21 protein-coding genes are annotated in these 22,977 nt (G+C 70.6%); 6 read left to right on the top strand and 15 right to left on the bottom strand.

Annotated elements, in window-relative coordinates:
* Positions 1-20: 20 nt before the first annotated feature.
* From EV671_RS12535 to def, 10 genes are all read right to left on the bottom strand, one after another.
* Positions 21-2,357 (bottom strand): NADP-dependent malic enzyme, encoded by a 2,337-nt coding sequence (locus tag EV671_RS12535; protein WP_132571739.1) that lies wholly within the window; start codon positions 2,355-2,357, stop codon positions 21-23.
* An 83-nt stretch (positions 2,358-2,440) separates the two neighbouring features.
* On the bottom strand, positions 2,441-3,694 hold the full coding sequence (locus EV671_RS12540; protein WP_132571740.1) for a GGDEF domain-containing protein: 1,254 nt from the start codon (positions 3,692-3,694) through the stop codon (positions 2,441-2,443).
* Positions 3,695-3,754: 60 nt separating this feature from the next.
* Entirely contained in the window at positions 3,755-4,948 is a 1,194-nt protein-coding gene (locus EV671_RS12545; RefSeq protein ID WP_132571741.1) for a phosphoglycerate kinase, read from the bottom strand.
* A gap of 60 nt (positions 4,949-5,008) precedes the next feature.
* Positions 5,009-5,338 (bottom strand): AzlD domain-containing protein, encoded by a 330-nt coding sequence (locus tag EV671_RS12550; protein WP_132571742.1) that lies wholly within the window; start codon positions 5,336-5,338, stop codon positions 5,009-5,011.
* A complete protein-coding gene (locus EV671_RS12555; protein ID WP_132571743.1) occupies positions 5,335-6,051 on the bottom strand; it encodes an AzlC family ABC transporter permease in 717 nt (238 codons plus the stop codon). The genes EV671_RS12550 and EV671_RS12555 overlap by 4 nt, the downstream gene beginning before the upstream one ends.
* A gap of 25 nt (positions 6,052-6,076) precedes the next feature.
* Positions 6,077-6,835 carry a head GIN domain-containing protein gene (locus tag EV671_RS12560; protein WP_165917547.1) on the bottom strand — a complete coding sequence of 253 codons (759 nt, stop codon included), beginning with the start codon at positions 6,833-6,835 and terminating at the stop codon, positions 6,077-6,079.
* Between the two features lie 127 nt (positions 6,836-6,962).
* Positions 6,963-7,355 (bottom strand): hypothetical protein, encoded by a 393-nt coding sequence (locus EV671_RS12565; RefSeq protein WP_132571745.1) that lies wholly within the window; start codon positions 7,353-7,355, stop codon positions 6,963-6,965.
* A 36-nt stretch (positions 7,356-7,391) separates the two neighbouring features.
* Positions 7,392-8,243 carry a zinc metalloprotease HtpX gene (htpX, locus tag EV671_RS12570; protein WP_132571746.1) on the bottom strand — a complete coding sequence of 284 codons (852 nt, stop codon included), beginning with the start codon at positions 8,241-8,243 and terminating at the stop codon, positions 7,392-7,394.
* 57 nt (positions 8,244-8,300) lie between these two features.
* Positions 8,301-9,242: a methionyl-tRNA formyltransferase gene (gene fmt / locus EV671_RS12575; protein ID WP_132571747.1), complete on the bottom strand. Its 942-nt coding sequence runs from the start codon at positions 9,240-9,242 to the stop codon at positions 8,301-8,303.
* A gap of 13 nt (positions 9,243-9,255) precedes the next feature.
* Complete coding sequence (def, locus tag EV671_RS12580; protein WP_132571748.1) at positions 9,256-9,792, bottom strand: peptide deformylase; 537 nt, start codon at positions 9,790-9,792, stop codon at positions 9,256-9,258.
* Positions 9,793-9,919: 127 nt separating this feature from the next.
* On the opposite strand from def, the gene EV671_RS12585 reads away from it, so the two are divergent.
* The 3 genes from EV671_RS12585 (at position 9,920) to EV671_RS12595 (ending at position 12,719) form a co-directional block, all read left to right on the top strand.
* Positions 9,920-11,083 (top strand): LysM peptidoglycan-binding domain-containing protein, encoded by a 1,164-nt coding sequence (locus EV671_RS12585; RefSeq protein WP_132571749.1) that lies wholly within the window; start codon positions 9,920-9,922, stop codon positions 11,081-11,083.
* Positions 11,083-12,180 (top strand): DNA-processing protein DprA, encoded by a 1,098-nt coding sequence (gene dprA / locus EV671_RS12590; protein ID WP_132571750.1) that lies wholly within the window; start codon positions 11,083-11,085, stop codon positions 12,178-12,180. The genes EV671_RS12585 and dprA overlap by 1 nt, the downstream gene beginning before the upstream one ends.
* Before the next feature lie 86 nt (positions 12,181-12,266).
* Complete coding sequence (locus tag EV671_RS12595; protein ID WP_132571751.1) at positions 12,267-12,719, top strand: Smg family protein; 453 nt, start codon at positions 12,267-12,269, stop codon at positions 12,717-12,719.
* Positions 12,720-12,835: 116 nt separating this feature from the next.
* Here EV671_RS12595 and EV671_RS12600 read toward each other — a convergent pair whose 3' ends face one another.
* From EV671_RS12600 to yajC, 4 genes are all read right to left on the bottom strand, one after another.
* A complete protein-coding gene (locus tag EV671_RS12600; RefSeq protein WP_132571752.1) occupies positions 12,836-15,259 on the bottom strand; it encodes a DUF1631 family protein in 2,424 nt (807 codons plus the stop codon).
* A gap of 45 nt (positions 15,260-15,304) precedes the next feature.
* Complete coding sequence (gene secF / locus EV671_RS12605) at positions 15,305-16,339, bottom strand: protein translocase subunit SecF (protein WP_132571753.1); 1,035 nt, start codon at positions 16,337-16,339, stop codon at positions 15,305-15,307.
* A gap of 12 nt (positions 16,340-16,351) precedes the next feature.
* Complete coding sequence (secD, locus tag EV671_RS12610) at positions 16,352-18,232, bottom strand: protein translocase subunit SecD (protein ID WP_132571754.1); 1,881 nt, start codon at positions 18,230-18,232, stop codon at positions 16,352-16,354.
* A gap of 64 nt (positions 18,233-18,296) precedes the next feature.
* Positions 18,297-18,620 (bottom strand): preprotein translocase subunit YajC, encoded by a 324-nt coding sequence (gene yajC / locus EV671_RS12615; protein WP_132571756.1) that lies wholly within the window; start codon positions 18,618-18,620, stop codon positions 18,297-18,299.
* Positions 18,621-18,758: 138 nt separating this feature from the next.
* Between yajC and EV671_RS12620 the strand changes: the two genes are divergently transcribed.
* Positions 18,759-19,847 (top strand): DNA glycosylase AlkZ-like family protein, encoded by a 1,089-nt coding sequence (locus tag EV671_RS12620; protein ID WP_132571758.1) that lies wholly within the window; start codon positions 18,759-18,761, stop codon positions 19,845-19,847.
* 126 nt (positions 19,848-19,973) lie between these two features.
* Entirely contained in the window at positions 19,974-20,855 is an 882-nt protein-coding gene (locus EV671_RS12625) for a GDSL-type esterase/lipase family protein (RefSeq protein WP_132571760.1), read from the top strand.
* On the opposite strand, the gene EV671_RS12630 is transcribed toward EV671_RS12625, so the two are convergent.
* Positions 20,852-21,853, bottom strand: a complete 1,002-nt coding sequence (locus tag EV671_RS12630) for an aldo/keto reductase (protein WP_132571762.1) — start codon at positions 21,851-21,853, stop codon at positions 20,852-20,854. The two genes, EV671_RS12625 and EV671_RS12630, sit on opposite strands and share 4 nt — an antisense overlap.
* Positions 21,854-22,008: 155 nt before the next feature.
* On the opposite strand from EV671_RS12630, the gene EV671_RS12635 reads away from it, so the two are divergent.
* Complete coding sequence (locus EV671_RS12635) at positions 22,009-22,920, top strand: AraC family transcriptional regulator (RefSeq protein WP_132571764.1); 912 nt, start codon at positions 22,009-22,011, stop codon at positions 22,918-22,920.
* Positions 22,921-22,977 lie beyond the last annotated feature (57 nt).

The following is a 22,977-nucleotide window of genomic DNA, read 5'->3' on the forward strand; positions in this document are numbered from 1 at the left end:
CAGGTCTGAACCCGCGCCGGTTAGACGCCGGTTACGCCGGCGAGCCGCGCCTCGCGCACGTCGGCCACCGCCAGCGCCGTCATGTTGACGATGCGGCGTACCGTCGCCGACGGCGTCAGGATGTGCACGGGCCTGGCCGCGCCGAGCAGGATGGGGCCCACCGTCACGCCCTGGCCGGAGCTGATCTTCAGCACATTGAACAGGATGTTGGCGGCGTCCAGCGTCGGCAGCACGAGCAAGTTGGCCGCGCCCGTGAGCCTGCTGTCGGGCAGGAAGGCGTGGCGCACGCTCTCGGACAGGGCCGCGTCGCCATGCATCTCGCCATCGGACTCGACCTCGGGGTGGGCCTGCGCGAACAGCTCGTGCGCGCGGCGCATCTTCAGCGCCGACGGCCGCGTGCTGGAGCCGAACATGGAGTGGCTGACGAAGGCCAGCTTGGGCGGCAGGCCGAAGCGGCGCACCTCCTCGGCGGCCATCGCCGCGATGTCGGCCAGGTCCTCGGCGCTCGGGTCGTCGTTGACGAAGGTGTCGGTGAGGAACAGCGTCATCTTGTCCAGCATCAGCGCGTTCATCGCGGCGAACTGGCGCGCGCCCTCGTGCAGGCCGACGAGGTCGCGCACCTGCTCCAGGTGGCGGTCGAAGCGGCCGACCAGGCCGCAGATCATCGCGTCCGCGTCGCCCAGCTCGATGGCCAGCGCGCCGATGGCCGTGTTGGAGCGGCGCACGGCCGACTTGGCCATCTCCGGCGTCACGCCGTTGCGCTTCATGCGCGCGTGGTAGGCCTCCCAGTACTGGCGGAAGCGCGGGTCGTCCTCGGGGTCGATGACGACCACGTCCTCGCCGAGCCTCAAGCGCAGGCCGGCGCGCTGGATGCGCGCCTGCAGCACGGCCGGGCGGCCGATCAGCGTGGGCTTGCACAGGCCCTCGTCCAGCGCCACCTGCACGGCGCGCAGCACGCGCTCGTCCTCGCCCTCGGCGTAGATGACGCGGGCGCACTCGGCCCTGGCCGCCGTGAACACCGGGCGCATGAACATGCCGGTCTGGTAGACGAAGCGCTCCAGCGACTGGCGATAGGCCTCGAGATCGGCGATGGGCCGCACGGCCACGCCGTCCACGGCCGCGGCCTTGGCGACGGCGGGCGCGATGCGCAGGATCAGGCGTGCGTCGAAGGGCTTGGGGATCAGGTAGTCGGGGCCGAAGGCCAGCTCCTGGCCGGCATAGGCCGCCGCCACCTCGTCACTCGTCTCGGCCTTGGCAAGCGCGGCGATCTCGCGCACGCAGGCCAGCTTCATGCCCGCGGTGATCTTGGTCGCGCCACAGTCCAGCGCGCCGCGGAAGATGTAGGGGAAGCACAGGACGTTGTTGACCTGGTTGGGGTAGTCCGAGCGGCCCGTGGCAACGATGCAGTCCGGGCGCACGGCCTTGGCCAGCTCGGGGCGGATCTCCGGCTCGGGGTTGGCCAGGGCCAGGATGATGGGCTTGTCGGCCATGGTCTTGACCATGTCGGCGGAGAGCACCCCGGCGGCCGAGCAGCCGAGGAAGACATCGGCGCCGTCGACGACGTCGGCCAGCGTGCGTGCGGCCGTGACCTGGCAGTAGCGCTGCTTGGACTCGTCCAGCTTGCCGGCCTTGGCATCCTCGCGCTCGCTCTGGATGAGGCCGCGCGAGTCGCAGACGAAGACGTTCTCGCGACGCACGCCCAGGCACACCATCACGTCCAGGCAGGCGATGGCCGCGGCGCCCGCGCCCGACACGGCGACCTTGACCTTCGCGATGTCCTTGCCCACCAGCTCCAGGCCGTTCAGCAGCGCAGCCGACGAGATGATGGCCGTGCCGTGCTGGTCGTCGTGGAAGACGGGGATGTTCATGCGCTTGGACAGTTCGCGCTCGATGTAGAAGCACTCGGGCGCCTTGATGTCCTCGAGGTTGATGCCGCCCAGCGTCGGCTCCATGGCCGCGATGATGGCGATGAGCTTGTCCGGGTCGCGCTCGGCCAGCTCGATGTCGAAGACGTCGATGCCGGCGAACTTCTTGAACAGGCAGCCCTTGCCCTCCATGACCGGCTTGGCTGCCAGCGGGCCGATGTCGCCCAGGCCCAGCACGGCCGTGCCGTTGGTGATGACGCCGACGAGGTTGCCGCGCGACGTGAAGTCGGCCGCGAGCGACGGGTCGCGCTCGATGTCGAGGCAGGGGTAGGCCACGCCGGGCGAGTAGGCCAGGGACAGGTCGCGCTGGTTGGAGAGCGCCTTGGTCGGCGTGATCGAAATCTTGCCGCGCGTCGGGCTGCGGTGGTAGTCGCGGGCGGCGTCGCGCAACGCGGTTTCGGCAGGCGACAGGGGAGTGTTGTTCTTTTCCATGGCAGCGGGTCTCCAGAGGGGAACCCATGAGGTTACGCCGGGTTTCAGCCCGCGGCCGATGCAGGTTTGCTGGCGATCTATGCCTAAGCCGATATCACGCGGTCGCGCCCCCCCTGCTTGGCGCGATACATGGCCTGGTCGGCTTCGTGCAATGCACGGTCAAGCTCGCCCAGCGCCGAAGCCTGGGCCACGCCCCAGCTCGCCGACACCTTCAGGCCGGCCGGCCACTCGGTGCGCGCGAGCACCTGCCGCAGCCGCTCGGCCACCGCCACGGCCTCCTCGACCGGTGTCTGCGGCATGACGATGACGAACTCCTCGCCGCCCCAGCGCGCCAGCAGGTCGTCGCGCGGCAGGTTGGCGCGCAGGGTCTGGGCCAGCAGGGTCAGCACCTGGTCGCCCACCTCGTGGCCATGCTCGTCGTTGATGCGCTTGAAGTGGTCGGCATCGACGAAGACGACGGACAGCGGGAAGGCCATGTCGCCCTGCACCTGCATCAGCAGGTCCAGCGCGCGGTTCAGGCCGTCGCGGTTGGCGATGCGGGTCAGCGGGTCGCGCAGCGCCATCTGCTCCAGCATGCGCGAGCGCCGCATCGAGTGCCGCAGCCGGCCACGCATGGCCCAGGCCTCCCAGGCCAGATAGGCCAGCAGGCTGAACATCCACAGCCCGACGAGGCCGAGGCGGAAGGTCTCGGGCGCCACCCAGTTGCCGACGAGCTCGGCCCGCTCCAGCCGGATCAGGTGCAGGCCCGGCGCCACCTGGCCGCCGGTGCTGAGGCTGAACACGCGCACGCGGTCCAGCTGCGGCCCCATCAGCGGCACCGGCAGCGGGTGGCTCTGCGCCCACCAGGAGCTGACCATGAACTGCGACAGCCGCAGCTCCACGGGCACCGGCTGCGCCCCGGGCGCCAGCACGACCTCGTGAGGCTTGAGGTCGATGGCGCCGCCCTTGGCCGAATAGGCCGGGTCGAAGTTGCGCAGGAAGACGCGCACCTGGGCCGGGCCACCGTCGAGCGTGGGGCCCTCGGCATGCAGCCACAGCCGGATGTGGCTGAAGGCGCCGAGGTTCAGGTCATGGCCCAGCATCTCGATCTGCAGCTCGCAGAAGGGCCACTCGAAGCCGCGGCGGATTTCGCAGCGCATCGCGATCGGCCCGCCCGCGGCGCCTTCGACCAGCTCGGCCCGGCTGGCACCGCCGCTGCCACGGTCATCGATGAGCTGCAGGCCCTGGCCCGGACCGCGCCCGTCCAGCGCCAGCCGGCGCGTCATCCAGCGCGCGTTGGCGAAAAGGCCCAGCAGCGTCGCGACGACGAGCAGGGCGAGCAGCCAGCGCAGAACCATGCCGCGATTGTGGCGGCCCCGGCCGCCACAAGGCCAGCGCGGCGCGCCGGCGGCCGGCGATCAGCCCGCGGCGCGCTTGCTGAGGATCTCGAAGGCCGGCAGGGTCTTGCCTTCCAGCACCTCCAGGAAGGCGCCGCCGCCAGTGGAGATGTAGCCGACGTCCTTCTCGATGCCGTACTTGGCGATGGCCGCCAGCGTGTCGCCGCCACCGGCGATGCTGAAGGCCACGCTCTCGGCGATGGCGCGTGCAATGGCCTCGGTGCCATGCGCGAAGGCCGGGAACTCGAACACGCCGACCGGGCCGTTCCAGACGATGGTGCCCGCAGCGCGCAGCTTCTCGGCCAGCCTGGCGGCGGTCTTGGGACCGATGTCGAGGATGAGGTCGTCGTCTTCCACGTCGGCGGCCGCCTTCACCGAGGCGGTCGCACCAGCCGCGAAGGTCTTGGCGGTGACGACGTCCTCGGGGATGGGCACTTCGGCGCCGCGCGCCTTCATCGCCTCGATGACGGCCTTGGCCTGGTCGACGAGATCGGGCTCGGCCAGCGACTTGCCGATCTTCAGGCCCGAGGCCAGCATGAAGGTGTTGGCGATGCCGCCCCCGACGATGAGGCCGTCGACCTTGCTGGCCAGGCTTTGCAGGATGGTCAGCTTGGTCGAGACCTTGGAGCCGGCGACGATGGCCACCAGCGGGCGGTGTGGGTTGGCCAGGGCCTTGGTGATGGCGTCGATCTCGGCCGCCAGCAGCGGGCCGGCGCAGGCGATCTTGGCGTACTTGGCGATGCCATAGGTCGTGGCCTCGGCGCGGTGGGCGGTGCCGAAGGCGTCGTGCACGAAGATGTCGCACAGCGATGCGAGCTTCCTGGACAGCTCCTCGCTGCACTTCTTCTCGCCCTTGTTGACGCGGCAGTTCTCCAGCAGCACCAGCTGGCCGGGTGCCACGGAGACGGCGTCGACCCAGTCGCGCTGCAGCGGCACCGGGCGGCCCAGCAGCTCGGCCATGCGCTCGGCGACCGGGGCCAGCGAATCCTCGGGCTTGAACTCACCCTCGGTCGGACGGCCCAGGTGGGAGGTGACCATGACGGCGGCGCCGGCGTCGAGCGCCATCTTGATGGCGGGCAGGGAAGCGCGGATGCGGGTGTCCTCGGTGATCTTGCCGTTGTCGTCCTGCGGCACGTTGAGGTCGGCGCGGATGAAGACGCGCTGGCCGGCCACCTTGCCGGCAGCGATCAGGTCGGAGAAGCGGATGACGTTCATGGTCGGGCGGTGCAGTTGAGAAAACTGCCGCGATTCTCGCGCGCCGCGCGCCACGCCCGGTTACCAGCCGAGTCCGAGCCTGAGCGACAGCATGACGGCCATGCCGACCAGGATGGTGCCGAGGATGCCGTGGCGCCAGAAGTAGTAGGCCGTCGCCGCCAGCGCGGCGGGCCAACGCGCGTCCTGCCAGGTCGTGATGACATGGCCCTGGGTCATGAAGACCTCGGGCGCGACGACGGCGACAAGGGCCGCCAGCGGCGCGACCTTGAGCAGTTCGCGCAGCCAGTCCGGGATGGGCAGGGGCTGGTCGCCGATCATGAAGAAGCCGCGCGTCAGCACGGTGATGCCGGCCAGGCCAAACAGCGCGATCCAGGTCATCGGCTCGCTCATGCCTTGCCCCTGCGCGCGTCCAGCCACCAGCCCACGGCGCCCGCCGCGACGATGGCGCACAGGATGTTGAGCTTGAGCGGCAGCGAATAGGTCGCGATCGACACCGCGCCGGCCGTGACGGCCACCCACCACAGCATCCTCTCGGCCAGCAGCGAGTAGGACAGGCCCAGCAGGGCCAGCACGCCGGCGAAGCCTATGCCCCAGTGCGCCGGGATGCGGTCGGCCAGCAGGATGCCGGCGAAGGAGCAGAGCTGCCAGGTCGGCCAGTTCACGGCCGCGCCGCCCCAGAAATAGCGCTGCTGGCCCGGCGCCGGCTGCGGGTCGGGATAGCGCTTCACGAAGTAGACGAAGTTCAGATCGGCCGCGAAATAGCCGTTCAGCAACCGGCGCGCGCGCGGCAGATGGCCGAAGTAGTTGCGCCACTGCGCGCTGAAGATGACGAAACGCAGGTTCACGCAGAAGGCCGTCGCCAGCAGCACCCACAATGGCGCGCCGGAGGCGATCAGCGGCAGCGCCGTCAGTTGGGCGCTGCCCGCGAACACCAGCAGCGACATGGCGAAGGCCGCGGCCAAGCTGAGCCCGCTCTTGACCATGGTCACGCCGGTCACCAGGCCCCAGGCGGCCAGGCCCAGGGAGGGCGAGGCCATGTCGCGCGCGCCGGCTCGGAAATCGGGGTCGGCCGCGAGCGCGCGCAGCCTGGAGGAAAAACTCATGCCGCCATTGTCGGCGGCTCGGCAATCACTGGCCGAGGCGGCGGACTTTGCCGCTGCCGGCGATGGAGGAGCTGATCTCCGGCGACCCGACGTACTTCACGTCGCCCGAGCCGGCGATGGTCACATTGAGCCTCTTCGTCGCCTGGACCTGGGCGTCGCCGCTGCCGGCGATGCTGACCTTGACCTCTTCGGCGGCCAGTTCGGCGGCCTTCACGTCGCCGCTGCCGGCGATGGAGACGCTGGCGCTGCCGGCGCGGCCGGCCGCGACGATGTCGCCGCTGCCGCTGACCTTCATGCCCAGGCGCTCGGCATCCAGGCCGGCGAAATGGATGTCGCCGGAGCCGGCGATGGCCGCGTCGACGCCGCCCGTCTTCATGGCCTCGACCTTGACGCTGCCCGAGCCGGCCACGGCGACGGCGCGCAGCGCGGGCATCTCGATGACCAGGCTGGGGTAGTTGGACGTGGACAGGTTGACGCCCTTCTTCGGCGCGATCTCCAGCGTGCGGCCCTTGCCGCCTTCGACGACGCGGGTCTCGATGTAGGGCAGCAGGTTGCGGTCGGCCTTGACCTCGACCTTGGTGGCCTGCCCCTGACGGATGACGACGTGGAAGCCGCCGGCCAGAGCCACGGCGTCGAAGCTGCCGGGCTCGCGGGCCTCGGTGGCGATGTCGCCGTTGCCGGTGATGCGCTCGCCGCTGCCCCAGCCCCAGGCCTGGGCGGCCGTCGTGGCGGCCAGCGCGGCGGCAAGGGTGGCGACGGTGAAGAGGCGGCGGGTGGTGTTCATGGCAGGCTCCATCTGAGGGTTGATGGACTGCATGTTGCCGAGCCGCGGGGCGCCGGCCGCGTGCGGTGCGACGATGCGCAGGATCGAGGGCGCGAAATGCGATCCGGGCGCCCGGACCGGCGCCGAATCAATGGCTCTTGGTCTTGTCCGCGGTCTTGTCCGCCGCCTTTTCGGCGGGCTTCTCGGACGCCTTCTCCGCAGGCTTGGGCGCGACCTCCTCCTCGTCGACCTTGGCCTTGACAGCCCCCGGGCGCGGCACGACGGGCGTGATGCCCTCGAGCTTGTTGTCGCGCATATAGGCGTCCATCTCGAGCCAGCCGGCGTAGACGGCGGCCCTCTGGGCCTTGGGGTTCAGGGTGTAGCAGTCCTCGATGGCGCGCATCGCGTGCCGGCAGGCACTGCCGATGGCCTTGCCGTCGGCCTCCTTGGCGGCGGCCACCTTGGCGGGGTCGTCGATGCCGAGCTGCTCGCAGGCACTCAGGGCCGCGAGCAGGGGCAGGGCGAGAAGAAGGCGCTTCATCTCCGAGGCTATCGGCCGTTGGCGGCGCAACTTGAATCAGCGCCGGCCCTGCGCCATCGCCATCAGGCGCTGGATGCGCTCCTCGGTGGGCGGGTGGGTGGCGAACAGGCCGGCAATGCCGCCACCGGACAGCGGGTTCATGATCATCATCTGCGCCGTCTCGGGGTGGGCCTCGGCGGCGCTAAGCGGGATGCCCTGGGCGACGCGGTGGATCTTGTCCAGCGCCGAGGCCAGCGCGGCCGGATCGCCGGAGATCTCGGCGCCGCCACGGTCGGCCTCGAACTCGCGCGCACGGCTGATGGCCATCTGGATCAGGCTGGCCGCCAGCGGCGCGAGCAGCGCGATGGCGAGGCCGGCGATGGGGTTGGTCGGGCGGCCGTTCTCGTCGCGGCCGCCGAAGAAGGCGGCGAAATTGGCCAGCATCGAGATCGCGCCGGCCATCGTCGCGCTGACGGTGCTGATCAGGATGTCGCGGTGGGCCACATGGGCCAGCTCGTGCCCCATCACGCCGCGCAGCTCGCGCTCGGACAGCAGGCGCAGGATGCCGGTCGTCGCGGCGACGGCCGCATGCTCGGGGTCGCGGCCGGTGGCGAAGGCATTGGGCGCGTCCTCGTCGATCAGGTAGACCTTTGGGGCTGGCAGGCCGGCGCGCTGCGCCAGCTCCTGCACCAGCCGGTAGAACTGCGGCGCGCTGCTCTCGTCGACCTGCTGCGCGTTGTACATGCGCAGCACCATGTCGGCCGAGAACCAGTAGCTGAAGAAGTTCATGCCGACGGCCACCAGCAGCGCGACCAGCATGCCGGTCTGGCCGCCGATGTAGGAGCCGATGACCATGAACAGCGCCGTGATGGCGGCCATCAGCACGGCGGTCTTCACGAGGTTGAACATCTCAGCGCACTCCCGGGTCGATGGATGACGCAGCAGATGGTGCCATGCGGCCGCGCTTCAAGCGTCGAAGCGCTCGCCCACGGCGATGGGCCGGGCCTGCAGGAAGGCCGCGGCAGGCCCGCGCTTGCCGCCGGCGCGCTGCAGTTCGGTCAGGCGCAGCGCGCCCTCGCCGCAGGCCACGACCGGACCTGGGGCGATGACCTCGCCCGGCTCGCCCCGGCCTTCGACGACCTCGGCACGCCACAGCTTGACGGCCTCGCCGGCCAGCGTCGCGACGCCGCCCGGGAAGGGGTCGAAGGCGCGCAGGCGGCGCTCGATCTCGGCGGCGGGCTGGCGCCAGTCGATGCTGCTCTCGGCCTTCTCGATCTTGTGCGCATAGCTGACGCCCTCGGCCGGCTGGGGCGTCTGCGACAGACCGCCGCAGGCCGCCATCTCCAGCGCCTCGACGACGAGGCGGCCGCCGAGCGCGGCCAGGCGGTCGTGCAGCATCGCCGTCGTGTCGTCGGGGCGGATGCGCTCGCGCTCGACGACGCACATCGCGCCCGTGTCCAGGCCGGCGTCCATCTGCATGATGGTGATGCCGGACTCGGTGTCGCCGGCCTCGATGGCGCGGTGGATGGGGGCCGCGCCGCGCCAGCGCGGCAGCAGCGACGCGTGGATGTTCAGGCAGCCAAGGCGGGGCAGGTCCAGCACCCACTGCGGCAGGATCAGCCCGTAGGCTGCGACCACCATCACGTCGGCGTCGGCGGCCAGCAGGGCCTCGCGCGCCGCGGCCGCGTCGGCGGCGTATCGGCCATCCAGCTTCAGGCTCTGGGGCTGGGCGACCGGGATGCCCGCCGCCACGGCGCGCTGCTTCACGGCCGAGGCCTGCAGCTTCAGGCCGCGGCCGGCCGGGCGGTCGGGCTGGGTCAGCACCAGGGGCACAGCGAAGCCGGCGTGCAGCAGCGCGTCCAGCGCGACGGCGGCGAACTCGGGGGTGCCGGCGAAGACGACTCTCATCGATACGCCCGCGTCAGAAGCGGTGGTCGCGCTTCTTGGCCTCGGCCTCCTCCTCGCGCGTCTTCTTGACCATCTTGGTCTTGATGCGGTCGCGCTTGAGCGGGCTGAGGTATTCGACGAAGACCTTGCCCATCAGGTGGTCCATCTCGTGCTGCACGCAGACGGCGAGCAGCCCGTCGGCATCGAACTCGTAGACCTCGCCGTCGCGGTTGGTCGCGCGCACGGTGACCTCGGCATGGCGCGGCACCTTGTCGTAGATCTGCGGCACCGACAGGCAGCCCTCCTCGCCCTCGACCATGCGCTCGCTGGTCTTGACCAGCTCGGGGTTGATCAGCACGCGCGGCGTGTCGCGGTCCTGCGAGGTGTCGATGACGAGGACGCGCTCGTGCACGTCGACCTGCGTGGCGGCCAGGCCCACGCCGTCGGCGGCATACATGGTTTCCAGCATGTCGTCGACGAGCTTGCGGATGCGCTCGTCCACGGCCGCGACGGGCTTGGCGACGGTGTGCAGGCGCGGATCGGGGTAGCGGAGGATGTGCAGTTGGGCCATGAGGTGTGGGCCGGCGGCCACGGCCGGCGCTTTGTAAGCACTCGCAAGCGCGGGCCGCCCGGGTTGAATGCGGGCAGAATCACCCGGATTTTCGCCGATCCGGCAACCCCTTCGGAGACCGCGCCTGATGCCCTCTGCCCGCCCCGCCCACATTTCAGTCCTTGTGGCCTGCCTGACCCTCGCGACAAGCTCGGCGTGGGCCCAAGCCAGCAAGCTCCCCATCACACCCGAGCAGCGCCGCGTGGCCGACCAGGTCGCCAGCGCCGGCGTGCCGCTGTCCGAGCTGGCACCCGACGCGCCCGACCAGCATGTCGTGGTGTCCGGCGACACGCTTTGGGACATCTCCAAGCTCTTCCTGAAGAGCCCCTGGCGCTGGCCCGAGCTGTGGGGCATGAACCGCGAGCAGATCCGCAACCCCCACCTGATCTACCCTGGCCAGGTGTTGCTGCTCGTGAAGACGGACGGCCGCGCCCGCCTGCAGTTCGGCCAGCGCGTCGGCGGCGACGCGGCGGGCGACACGGTCAAGCTCGGCCCGAAGATGCGCGTCTCGGCGCTGGACTCCAGTCCCATCCCCAACATCCCGCTGAACCTGATCCAACCCTTCCTGTCCGACACCGCCGTCTTCGACACCGACGTGCTGGCCACCGCCCCGCGCATCGTCGCCGCTCAGGAGGGCCATGTCGTGCTCGGCCAGGGCGACCTGGCCTATGCCCGCGGCGACTTCGGCGGCGCGACCGACTTCCGTGTCTTCCGCACCGCGCGCGCGCTGCGCGATCCGGCCACGAAGGAGATTCTCGGCTACGAGGCGCCCTACGTCGGCACGGCCGACCTGATCCGCGCCGGCGAGGACCGCACCAACGCCGACGGCAAGACCGAGATCGTGCCGGCGACGATGAAGATCAAGCGGGTCAAGCAGGAGGTCGGCATCGGCGACCGGCTTGCACCCGCGCCGCAGCGCACGCTGGAGCGCTATGTGCCGCATGCGCCCGACAAGCCGCTGGCCGGCCAGATCGTGTCCATCTACGGCGAGGCTTTGAACGCCGGCCAGAACCAGATCGTCGCGCTGAACCGCGGCGCGGCCGACGGCGTCGAGCGCGGCCATGTGTTCGCGCTGTGGCGCGGCGGCGATGCCGCCGTCGACGCCACCGGCGACCGGTCCGTGTCGATCCGGCTGCCCGACGAGCGCCACGGCGTGCTGTTCGTCTTCGAGGTCTACCAGCGCGTGTCCTATGCGCTGATCATCTCCGTGAAGGAGCCGGTCAGGTCCGGCGACCGCTTCACCCAGCCCTGATGCTTGCGCCGGCCGAACTGGCCGCCTGGCTGAGGCTGACCGAGAGCCTGGGCCCCGCCGCGGCCCGGCGCCTGCTCGCGATGGCGGGCAGCCCCGAGGCCGTCTTCGAGCTGCCTGCCGCCGCGCTGGACCAGGCCCTGCCGCCGCGCCAGCGCGAGGCCCTGGGCAAGCCGCCCGAGCATCTGCCCGGCTTGCTGGAGCAGGCCCAGGCCTGGCTGGCCGAACCCGGGCACCGGCTGCTCGCGCTCGGCGACGCCGACTACCCGCCACGCCTGCTCGCGACCGCCGATCCACCGCTGCTGCTGTGGCTGCAGGGCCGGCATGAGCTGCTGGCGGCGCCGTCCATCGCCGTGGTCGGCAGCCGCAACCCGACGGCCCAGGGTGGCGACAACGCCCGCGCCTTTGCGCGCGCGCTGGCGCAGAACGGCTATGCCATCGTCTCGGGCCTGGCCCTGGGCGTGGACGCCGCCGCGCACGAGGGCGCCCTGGACGCCGGCGGCGCCACCATCGCCGTCGTCGGCACCGGGCTGGACCAGGTCTACCCGCCGCGCAATGCCGGGCTGGCCGGCCGCATCCTGGCCGCCGGCGGCCTCATCGTCAGCGAATACTCGCTGGGCACGCCGGTCCTGCCGGCCAACTTCCCGCGCCGCAACCGCATCATTGCCGGCCTGAGCCTGGGCTGCCTGGTCGTCGAGGCGGCCGTGCAGTCGGGCTCGCTGATCACGGCGCGGCTGGCGGTGGAGGCCGGGCGCGAGGTCTTCGCCATCCCCGGCTCCATCCATTCGCCCCAGGCGCGCGGCTGCCATGCGCTGATCCGCCAGGGCGCCAAGCTGGTCGAGTCGGCCGAGGACGTGCTGGAGGAACTGCCGCCGCTGGGCGTGCCGGCCGCCGCGCCCCTCGAGGATGAGGCCGAGACGCCGCACCAGCAGCAGTCCCTGCTGGACACAATGGGCTTCGACCCGGTCAGTCTGGACGCGCTGATGGCCCGCTGCGGCTGGCCGGCAGCCGAGCTGAGCGCGGCGCTGCTGGAGCTGGAGCTCGATGGCCAGGTCGCGCGCCTGGCGGGCCAGCTGTTCCAGCGCCGAGGCCGGGGATAGCAAGCTTAACCCCGGATATCAGAGGCGGAACCGAGGGGTTATTCGTGCGCGGGGCCGTCAGGACGCTGGGCTATCATCCCCTCACCATGTTCGATGTCCTGGTTTATCTCTACGAGACCTACTGGCGCCCGGACGCCTGCCCCGACTCTGCGCAGCTGGCCCGCAAGCTGACGGCGGTGGGCTTCGAGAACGACGAGATCCAGGAGGCCCTGAACTGGCTCGAGGGCCTGGCCGCGGCCGGCGAGGCCTACCACGGCGAGCAGAGCCCGCATGCGCTGCGCGTCTACTCGGCCGCCGAGGTCGAGCACCTGGGCGAGGCCTCCATCGGCTTCATCAGCTTCCTCGAATCGGCCGGCGTGCTGCCCGGCGCGATGCGCGAGATGGTCATCGACCGCGCGATGGCCATCGGCGGCAATGCGATGGACCTGGAAGACCTGAAGATCATCGTGCTGATGGTGTTCTGGAGCCTGGGCGAGGAGCCCGACGCTTTGATCCTCGACGAACTCTTCGTCGCCCCCGAGGATCGACTGATCCACTAGCAAAACGGCGCCTTTGGTGCCGTTTTGCTTTATCCAGCGACTGCCGTGGAACTGGCTTTGCCAGGCCACTGGCAGTGCCCCCTTGAGGGGGCGCGCGTCAGCGCGTAGGGGGTGGGCTATTTCAAGAGTTGTTCGGGATCGGCGTCCAGCTTGGCCAGCGCCTTGCGCGTGGCCAACACGGTGAGGGCCTCGTCCTGGGCCGGCAGCAGCAGGCCGGCCTGCAGGAAGGCCGCCATACGGTTCAGCGAGAACAGCACGCCGCGGCCCTTGGGCGTGACGAACAGGGCCAGCTGCTTGCGCAGGCCGCGCCAGGCCAGTTGCACCTGCTCGTTGCGGCCGCGGTAGTCCAGCATGAACCAGCCGCCGACCTGCAGTTCGCGCGCCCAGGCAACCATGGCCGGCGTCGGCGCGGAACCGCCTTCGGCGACGACCTCCATGCCCTCGGACTCGTGGCCCGACAGGTCGCGCACCAGCATCTCGTCGACATGGCTCTCGCCGCCGATGTCCTCGGGCAGCATGGCCTCCAGCGTCTCGAGCTGGTCCATCAGTTCCTCGAGGCGCTCGCGCGGGATGGCCGCCGTCTTGGCCGTGAAGGCCGCCGCCAGCGCGTTGTTCAGCTGGCGCACGTGCTCGTCCTGCTTGTCGATGGGCAGGCCGGCGTGTCCCATGCCGTCGCGCAGCGTCTTCAGCAGCGGCGGCAGGCGGCGGATCACATCGGCGCGCTCCTCGCGGGAGGACTTGGCGCTGGCCGACCAGATCAGGTCGGCCGCGGCCCGCTTCATGACCTTGGTGACGTCGGACTGGGCGCCCGAGCGCACGGCCGTCACGGCCAGCACGTCGGCCCAGACATGGAACAGGAAGTCGCGCACGCCGTCCTGCACCGGCACCTCGGACAGCATCTTGCGCAGCTCGATGGTGTACTGGATGGCCAGGGTCTCGCGCTGCTCGACCTGCTGGGCCAGCGACACGCCGCGCTTGGAGGCCTGGTTCTCGTTCTCGAAGTAGTGGTCGAGGAATTTCTCGAACTCGGTCAGCACGGTGGCGAACACGCGCCGGCCGGTGTCGGGATAGGCCTCGACGACCTGCACGACACGCTTGATCTCGCGCTCCAGCGCGTCGCCGCTGGCGCGCTCGGCGCCGGGACCGGTGCTCTGAGCCGTGTTGAAGCCCATCACGCAGGCGCCCATGCGGTCGATCAGGCGGCGCGCCGGATGGTCGGCGGCGGCGAAGAAGTCGGGCTCGCCGACGGCGACGCGCAGCACCGGCATCTGCAGGCGTGCGAACCAGACCCTCACCGTGGCCGGGATGCGCTCCTCGGTCAGGATGCTCTGGAACATCATCGCGACGATCTCGATGGTCGCGCGCTCGGCCGGCGTGCCCGCGGCCTGCTTGAGGACCTGCTTGAAGGCCTGGCTGCGGGCGCTGATCTCCTCCAGCGCGCGCGGCGCGCTGTGGGCAGCCAGATCGCCCGCCTCGGCGCCGGCGGCGGCGCCGGACACGCCGGGGCGGCGCTGCAGGGATTCCTGGGCATGCCGGATCGCGCCCATCAGCCGCGGCGACGCGGCGGCGGCCGGCCCGGCGCCGGACAACGGCGCATCGGCCAGCGCGGGCCTGGCCGCCCCCATGTCGAAGCCGGCCGGCGCCGCGCCGGCCAGGCTGGGCTTGCCGGCACCGGGGCGGGCCGGCAGCTGGCGCGTCGTGACCGGGAAGCCCGGCACATGGCGGGCCAGCACGCGCTGCAGCTGGGCCATGACCTCCTCGGCCTGGGCGCTGGCCTTGCTGCGGGCGGCCACGGCGGGCGCCACGGGTGCCGCATCGGCACCCGGTGCTGCCGGCGGCGGCCCGCCCGCGGCGGAGGCCGGTGCCGATGCAGCGGCCTGGGCCGTGCGGCGGATGAAGGGCCGCAGGTCGACCTCGGGCAACACCTTCTGGGCGATCAGCCAGCGGTTGGTCTCGTGGTAGGCCTCGCTGATGAGCTGGGCGAACTCCTCGTGCAGCTCGTGGTGCAGCAACTGCCAGATGTTGGCATCCAGGCCGACGCGGGTCCAGGCGTCCAGCGCGAGCCGGGCGACGACGTGGGCGCGCAGCAGGTCCAGCGGCGCCAGGTCGTCATGGGCCTCCAGGGCCTGCATGCGGGTGCGCAGGTCGGTGAACTCCCAGGTGGCGCGGTCCATCATGACCAGGGCCAGGCGGGAGCTGGTGATCTCGCGCTCGATGGTCGAGTCGTCGACCAGGCTCATCTTCAGCGAGGAGTGCCCCGGCACGGTCGGCTCGTGCTCGCGCCCGGTGTCGGACACGCCATGCACGGCCGCGTGGCGCAGCGCGCCGACGACGGCGATCTGCCAGTTGGGGCCGAGCTTCTGCCAGGCCAGCACCGCGTCGCGCCGCGCCATCATGACGGCATGCGGCGCGCCCTGCATCAGCTGCTGGCCGGCCCCCTGGCCGACGGCGGCGACGAGAGGCGTCATGCCCCGCACCAGGGCCTCGAGGTAGACGCGCCGTGCCTGGGTGGCCAGGGCCTGGTTGCGGGCGGCGGTCATGGGCGAGTCGGGGCGGCGCGGCAGTCGTGGGGGTTGCGGATCACTCTACACGACGGCCCCGGCGTTCGGGTCGCTGGGGTCGTCGCGGTTGATGGCAGTCTTCACCAGGTCCTCGCGCTTCACGCCCAGCCACATCGCGATGGCGGCGGCGACGAACACCGAGGAGTAGATGCCGAACAGGATGCCGATGGTCAGCGCGACGGCGAAATAGTGCAGCGTCGGGCCACCGAACAGCAGCATCGAGATCACCATCAGCTGGGTGCAGCCGTGGGTGATGACGGTGCGGCTCATCGTCGAGGTGATCGCGTGGTCGATGACCTCGTGGGTGTTCATCTTGCGGAACTTGCGGAAGGCCTCGCGCACCCGGTCGAAGATGACGACGGACTCGTTGACCGAGTAACCCAGCACCGCCAGCACCGCCGCCAGCACCGCCAGCGAGAACTCCCACCGGAAGAAGGCGAAGAAGCCCAGGATGATGACCACGTCGTGCAGGTTGGCGATGATGCCGGCGACCGCGAACTTCCACTCGAAGCGGATGGCCAGGTAGATCATGATGCCGGCGATGGTCACGGCCAGGGCCTTGGCCGCGTCCTGGGCCAGTTCGGCACCGACGGCCGGGCCGACGACCTCGGAGCGCGACAGCTTGATCGGCTCGGCGCCATCGGCCTTCGTGCAGATCTGCTTGCTGACCTGCTCGCCCTGGGGCGTCACCTCCTGGTGCTCGCTGACCACGCCGGACTCGGCCTTGCACAGCTCGCCGAAGACCTTGCCGACCAGCTCGGTCTGCTTGACGTCGCCGCGCACGGGCAGGCGGATCATCACGTCGCGCGAGCTGCCGAAGTTCTGCACCTGCACCTCGCCGAAGCCCATCTTCTCGACGACGAGGCGGGTCTTCTCGATCTCGGCCGCCTGCGGGTAGGCCACTTCGATGACGGTGCCGCCGGTGAATTCGATCGAGAAATGCAGGCCGCGCGTGAACAGGAAGAACACGGCGGCGGCGAAGGTGATGAAGGAGATCGCGTTGAAGATCAACGCATGCTTCATCAGCGGCAGGTCGCGCTTGATGCGAAAGAGTTCCATGGTCTAGCTTTCTCAGGCTTTCGCGGCGACGTCGGTCGTTTCGGCTTCGGGCTTCCAGATCTGCCCGATCGACACGCTCTTGAGCTTCTTCTGGCGGCCGTACCAGAGGTTCACGAGGCCGCGCGAGAACACGACGGACGAGAACATCGAGGTCAGGATGCCCAGGCAGTGCACGACGGCGAAGCCCTTGATCGGGCCCGAGCCGAACACCAGCAGGGCCACGCCGGCGATCAGCGTCGTCACGTTGGAGTCCAGGATGGTGGCCCAGGCGCGTTCGTAGCCGAGGTGGATGGCCTGCTGGGGCGAGGCGCCGCCGCGCAGCTCCTCGCGCACGCGCTCGTTGATCAGCACGTTGGAGTCGATGGCCATGCCCAGCACCAGCGCGATGGCGGCAATGCCCGGCAGCGACAGCGTGGCCTGCATCAGCGACAGCGCCGCGATCAGCAGCAGCAGGTTGAAGCCTAGCGCCAGCGACGAGAACACGCCGAACAGCAGGTAGTAGATGCACATGAACACCGCGACGGCGGCAAAGCCCCAGGTGACGCTGGCGATGCCCTTCTCGATGTTCTCCTTGCCCAGGCTCGGGCCGATGGTGCGCTCCTCGATGATCTCCATCGGCGCGGCCAGCGAGCCGGCGCGCAGCAGCAGGGCCGTGTCGGCGGCTTCCTGGGTGCTCATTGCACCCGTGATCTGGAAGCGGTTGCCCAGCTCGGAGTTGATCTTGGGCGCCGTGACGACCTCGCCCTTGCCCTTCTCGAAGATCAGGATGGCCATGCGCTTGCCGATGTTCTCGCGCGAGGTCTCCTTCATGACGCGTGCGCCCTTGGCGTCCACGGTCAGGTGCACGGCGGGGTTGTGGTTCTCGTCGAAACCGGGCTGGGCATCGTTCAGGTTGTCGCCGGTCAGGATGAACTGGCGCTTGACGATGATGGGGCCGAAGCCGCGGTCGATGAAGCGCTCGGTGCCGAAGGGCACGGGGCCGTTGCCCTTGAGCGCCTCGATCGCCTCGGCGCTGTCGTCCACCATGCGCAGCTCCAGCGTCGCGGTGCGGCCGATGATGTCCTTGGCCTTGGCGGTGTCCTGCACGCCGGGCAGCTGCACGACGACGCGGTCCGCACCCTGCTGCTGGATGACGGGCTCGGCCACGCCGAGCTCGTTGACGCGGTTGTGCAGCGTCGTGATGTTCTGCTTGATGGCCGCGTCCTGCACGGCGACCTGGGCCTTGGGACTCAGGGCGCCGGCCAGCTGCAGCTCGCTGCCCTCGCCCTGCGGCGTCCAGACCACGTCGGGCAACTGGTTCCTCAGCAGCTCGACGGCGGCGTTGCGCTGCTCGGCATCGCGGAAGGCGACGACGACGGTGTTGCCGTCGCGTGTGATGCCGGCATGGCGGATGTTCTTCTCGCGCAGCATGGAGCGCACGTCGCCGGTCAGCGCCTCGGCCTTCTTCGTGAGGGCCGCCTTCATGTCGACCTGCATCAGGAAGTGCACGCCGCCGCGCAGGTCCAGGCCCAGGTACATCGGGTCGGCATGCAGGGCGGACAGCCAGCGCGGCGAGCGCGACAGCAGGTTCAGCGCGACGATATAGGTCGGCTCGGCCGGGTCGGCGTTCAGCGCCTTGTTGATGGCGTCCTTGGCCTTGAGCTGGGTGTCGGTGTCGCCGAAGCGGGCCTTGATGGAATTGCCGTCGAACTGCACATAGTCCGCCTGGACGCCGGCGTCCTTCAGCGCGGCCTCGATGCGGCCCTGCAGCGCAGCGTCGATCTTGACGGTGACCTTGGCCGAAGACACCTGCACCGCCGGCGCCTCGCCGAACAGGTTGGGCAGGGTGTAAAGGGTGCCGATCAGCAGCGCGACGAGCAGGATCGCGTACTTCCAGAGCGGATAGCGGTTCATGGGGAGTTCCTAGTCAGCGCCTGCACGGCGTAGTCAGCGCCGACCGAGGTGGCGCCGGGCCTGCTTACTTCAAGCTGCCCTTGGGGAGAACCTGGGTGACGGCGCTGCGCTGGACCTGCAGCTCGACGCCGTTGGCCACTTCCAGATGCACGAAGTTGTCGCCCAGCTTGGCGATCTTCCCGATGACGCCGCCGGCCGTGACGACCTCGTCGCCCTTGGCCAGCGCCTCGATCATGGCCTTCTGCTCCTTCTGGCGCTTCATCTGCGGCCGGATCATGACGAAATAGAGCACGACGAACATCAGCACCAGGGGCAGCATGCCAAGCAGGCCGGACTCGGGGCTGGCGGCGGCCGGGGCGGCCTGGGCGTAGGCGTTGGAGATGAACACGGTGATTTCCTAGGTAAGGCGCGGCTGCGGGAGGCGCAGGGCAACCTTGAATTCTAGTGCCGCGCGGCAGGCGCGTCCGGCCCGCCTGCTAACCTGCGCCTGCCCCGGAAATCCCGCGGAGCTGCCCTCGCCGACACGATGCCCACACCCGTCGACCTCTCCGCGCTGCGCCGCCATGCCGTCGCGCGCAGCCTCTTCACGCCGACGACGCTGCTGAAGGCCGTCGAGAAGCTCGGCGGCTTCGTGCAGGCCGACCCGCTGCGCGCCCCGGCCCGCGCCCAGGACCTGACGCTGCGCCACCGCGTCAAGGGCTACCAGGCCGGCGACCTGGAGCGCCGCTACCCGCGCCTGCCGCTGCAGGAAGACTTCTTCATCAACTACGGCTTCGTCACGCCCGGGCTGCGCGCGCTGATGCACCCGCGCACGACGCGCCGCGCCTGGGACAAGGCGCGCTGGAAGCTCGCCGACGCCGTGCTCGCCGAGGTCGAGCGCCTGGGCGAGGCCCACCCGGCCGATGTCGACGCGGCGCTGGACCACGGCCCCGTGAAGAACTGGTTCGGCGGCAACAGCCGGCTGTCCACCGAGCTGCTCGACGGTCTGCACTACCGCGGGCGCCTCGATGTCGTGCGGCGCGACAGCGGCACGCGGGTCTACCGCCTCGGGCCAGCCTGGCAGGCCCACCCCGACCCGCAGGCCGCGATGGACGCGATGACCGACGTGCTGGTGCAGAAATACGCACCGCTGCCGGCCGGCAGCCTGTCCCAGCTGATCAACATGCTCTTCCACGCCGCCCACCAGTGGGAGGCGCTGCGCAAGCCCACCTTCGCCCGCGCGAAGGAACGCCTGGCCCACGCCAGGGTCGACGGCAGGGACTGGTACTGGCCCGCCGACGAAGACCCGACGCGCGGCTGGCGCATCCCGAGCCAGGTGCGCCTGCTGGCCCCCTTCGACCCCGTCGTCTGGGACCGCCGCCGCTTCGAGTTGCTGTGGGGTTGGGCCTACCGCTTCGAGGCCTACACGCCGGCCCACAAGCGTGTGCGCGGCCACTACGCGCTGCCGCTGCTGTGGCGGGATCAGGTCATCGGCTGGGCCAATGCCGGCGTGAAGGAAGGGCGGCTGCGAGTGGAGTGCGGCTATGTGGCCGGCCATGCGCCGCGCGATGCCGATTTCAAGGCCGCGCTGGCTGACGAAGAACGACGGCTGGCCGACTTCCTCGGCCTCGCCTGAAGGCGCCCCTCCGGAGAAAGGGTTTGCCCGCTGGCAGCGGCTTGGGCAGCGTCGCATGGTCTGGCTGGAGACCCCTCGCGATGGGCGCGAGCCGGCCTCAACCATCCACCCAACGAGGCAGCTCCCATGACCACCACCACCGGCAGCTCGCTGGCGCGCGCAACGCGCCGCATCGCTCGTATCGCAACGGCATTGCTCGTCGCCGGCAGCTCGGCATCGGCCCTGGCCGACGACGGCAGGGGCCCCATGCTCTCGCTCGGCGACAGCGTGGTCTTCGGCTTCATCGAGCAGGACGGCTATGCCTATGTCAACCCCGAGAACTTCCTGGGCTACCCGGAGATCGCGGGACACGCACTGCACCTGGACGCCAGCAACCCCTCCTGTCCCGGCGAGACGTCGGCCTCCTTCCTGTCGGCCACCGCGCCGGACAACGGCTGCCACAGCTACCGCGCCAGCTTCCCTCTGCACGAGAGCTACGCCGGCACGCAGATGGAGTTCGCGCGCAGCTTTCTCGGCGCCCACCGCAACACGCGCCTGATCACCCTGAGCCTGGGGGCCAACGACGGCTTCCTGCTCCAGGCCGCCTGCGGGGGCGACCCGGCCTGCATACAGGCCGGCCTGCCCGCGGCCCTGGCGGCGGTGTACGGCAACCTGAACACCATCCTGAGCAACCTGCGCGCCTCGGGCTTCAAGGGCATGCTGATGGTGGTGAACTACTACTCGCTCGACTACAGCGACCCGGCCCAGACCGGCTTGACCGTCGCGCTCAACCAGGCCCTGGCCGGCGCGGCCGCCGCCAATGGCGCGGTCGTGGCCGATGCGTTCACGGCGTTCTACAAGGTGGCGGCCAGACCCTTCGCGGCCGGCAACACCTGCAAGAGCGGCCTGCTCAACGGCAGCGCGAGCAGCGCCACCGCTTGCGATGACCACCCCAGCCTGACGGGGCAACGCCTGCTGGCCAGGACGGTGCAGGCCGCCTACCTGGGCGCACGGCGCGCGGGCGACTAGGCGTTCAAAGCCCCCATCTGCGCTGCCGGGTAGCGCGTGCCGGCGACGGCGTGCGCGTGCAGCAGCGTCTCGATGGCGTCGCGCTGGGCGGCACTCAGCGTGATGCGCGCCGCCGCCGCGTTCTCGTCCAGGCGCGCGCCGCTGCGCGTGCAGGGGATGGGCACGATGTCCTCGCCCCGGGCCAGCAGCCAGGCCAGCGCGAGCTGGGCCGGCGTGTGGCCCCATTCGCGCGCCAGCGCCGAAAGCGCGTCCGCCAGCGCGAGGTTGTGGTCCATGTTGCCGCCCTGGAAGCGCGGGTGGATGCGGCGGCGGTCGTCGGGCGCGAGTTGCTCGGCCGAGCGGATCGTGCCGGTCAGGAAGCCGCGGCCCAGCGGGCTGTAGGGCACGAGCGCGATGCCCAGCTCGCGGCAGGTCGGCAGGATCTCGGCCTCGACGTCACGGCTCCACAGCGAGTACTCGGTCTGCACGGCGGCGATGGGGTGTACGGCGTGGGCTCGGCGGATGGTCGCGGCCGAGGCCTCGGACAGGCCGAGGTGCCCGATCTTGCCGGCCTTCACCAGCGCGGCCATCGCGCCGACCGTCTCCTCGATGGGCACGGCCTTGTCGACGCGGTGCTGGTAGTAGAGGTCGATGTGGTCCACGCCCAGGCGCTGCAGGCTGGCGTCGCAGGCCTCGCGCACATAGGCCGGGCTGCCGTCGATGCGCAGCACGGTGCCGTCCGCCGCGCGCACATTGCCGAACTTGGTCGCCAGCACGACCTCGCCGCGGCGCGTGGCCAGCAGCCGCGACAACAGGCGCTCGTTGGCGCCCACGCCGTACATGTCGGCCGTGTCGAGGAAGTTGATGCCGATGTCGAGGGCATGGTTCAGCACGGCCAGCGACTGGGCGTCGTCGGCCGGGCCGTAGAAGTCGGACATGCCCATGCAGCCCAGGCCGAGGGCGGAGACCGCAGGGCCGGCGCTGCCGAGGCGGCGGCGGGGGAGATTCGTTGACGTCATGGCTGCTCCTTGGGATGGATGGTCGAGGGATGGGCCGAAGCTTAGGAAACCGGCCTCGCATCGCCCAGCACAAAGCTCGGGCATGCTTGCCCGATCCTCCGAGCCCAGCGCCCGGAACCGCCCGGAGCCGGCCCGGCCTTTGCACAATCGACCGCATGCCCAACGACGACGATCTGCAGACGCTGCGCCAGCGCAGCATCGCCCAGGCCCTGGCCCGCGCGCCGGCCGACGGCGTGCACGAGACCGCCCTGCCCTGGCTTCGCGTGATCCGCGCCAGCGCGCCGGTCATGCCGCTGCCGGCCATCTACGAGCCCGGCCTGGTGCTGGTGCTGCAGGGCCGCAAGCAGGCGCGGCTGGGCGAGCGCACCCTGCGCTACGACGCGATGCAATGCCTGCTCGTGCCGGTCACGACGCTGCCGCGCAGCCATGTCGTCGAGGCCAGCGCCGACAAGCCCTATCTCTGCCTGCGCCTGTCCTGCGAGACGCAGGCCCTGGCCGAGCTGCTGATGGCCGACGGCGACGCGCCGGCCGCGCCGGCCAGCGAGGGCGACGCCGGCCTGCAGGTCGCGCCCGTCACGGCGCCGCTGCTGGACGCGGCCCTGCGCCTGCTGCGGTTGCTGGACCAGCCGCAGGACCTGCAGGCGCTGGCGCCGCTGGTACAGCGCGAGATCTTCTACCGCGTGCTGACCGGGCCGCTCGGCCCGCGACTGCGCGTGCTGGCCCAGGGCGACGGCGTCGCGCGGCGGCTCAACCGCGTCATCGAGCAGCTGACGCGCCGCTTCGCCGAGCCGCTCTCCATCGACGAGCTGGCCGGGCTGGCGCATATGAGCCCGTCGACGCTGCATCTGCGCTTCAAGCAGTTGACCACGCTGTCGCCGCTGCAGTTCCAGAAGACCCTGCGCCTGCAGCATGCGCGCCGGCTGATGTTGGGCGACGGCCTGGACGCCGCCAGTGCGGCCCACCGCGTCGGCTATGAAAGCCCGTCGCAGTTCAGCCGCGAGTACCGGCGCCTGTTCGGCACGCCGCCACGCAGCGATGCCCGGCAGCTGCGCGGCGGCCCGGCTTGACGGGGATCAACTCCCGGCGACAGGCTGACGAGCAGCATCGTCCTTTCATCCCAGCTG

Source organism: Roseateles saccharophilus (assembly GCF_004342485.1).
Classification (GTDB): domain Bacteria; phylum Pseudomonadota; class Gammaproteobacteria; order Burkholderiales; family Burkholderiaceae_C; genus Pelomonas; species Pelomonas saccharophila.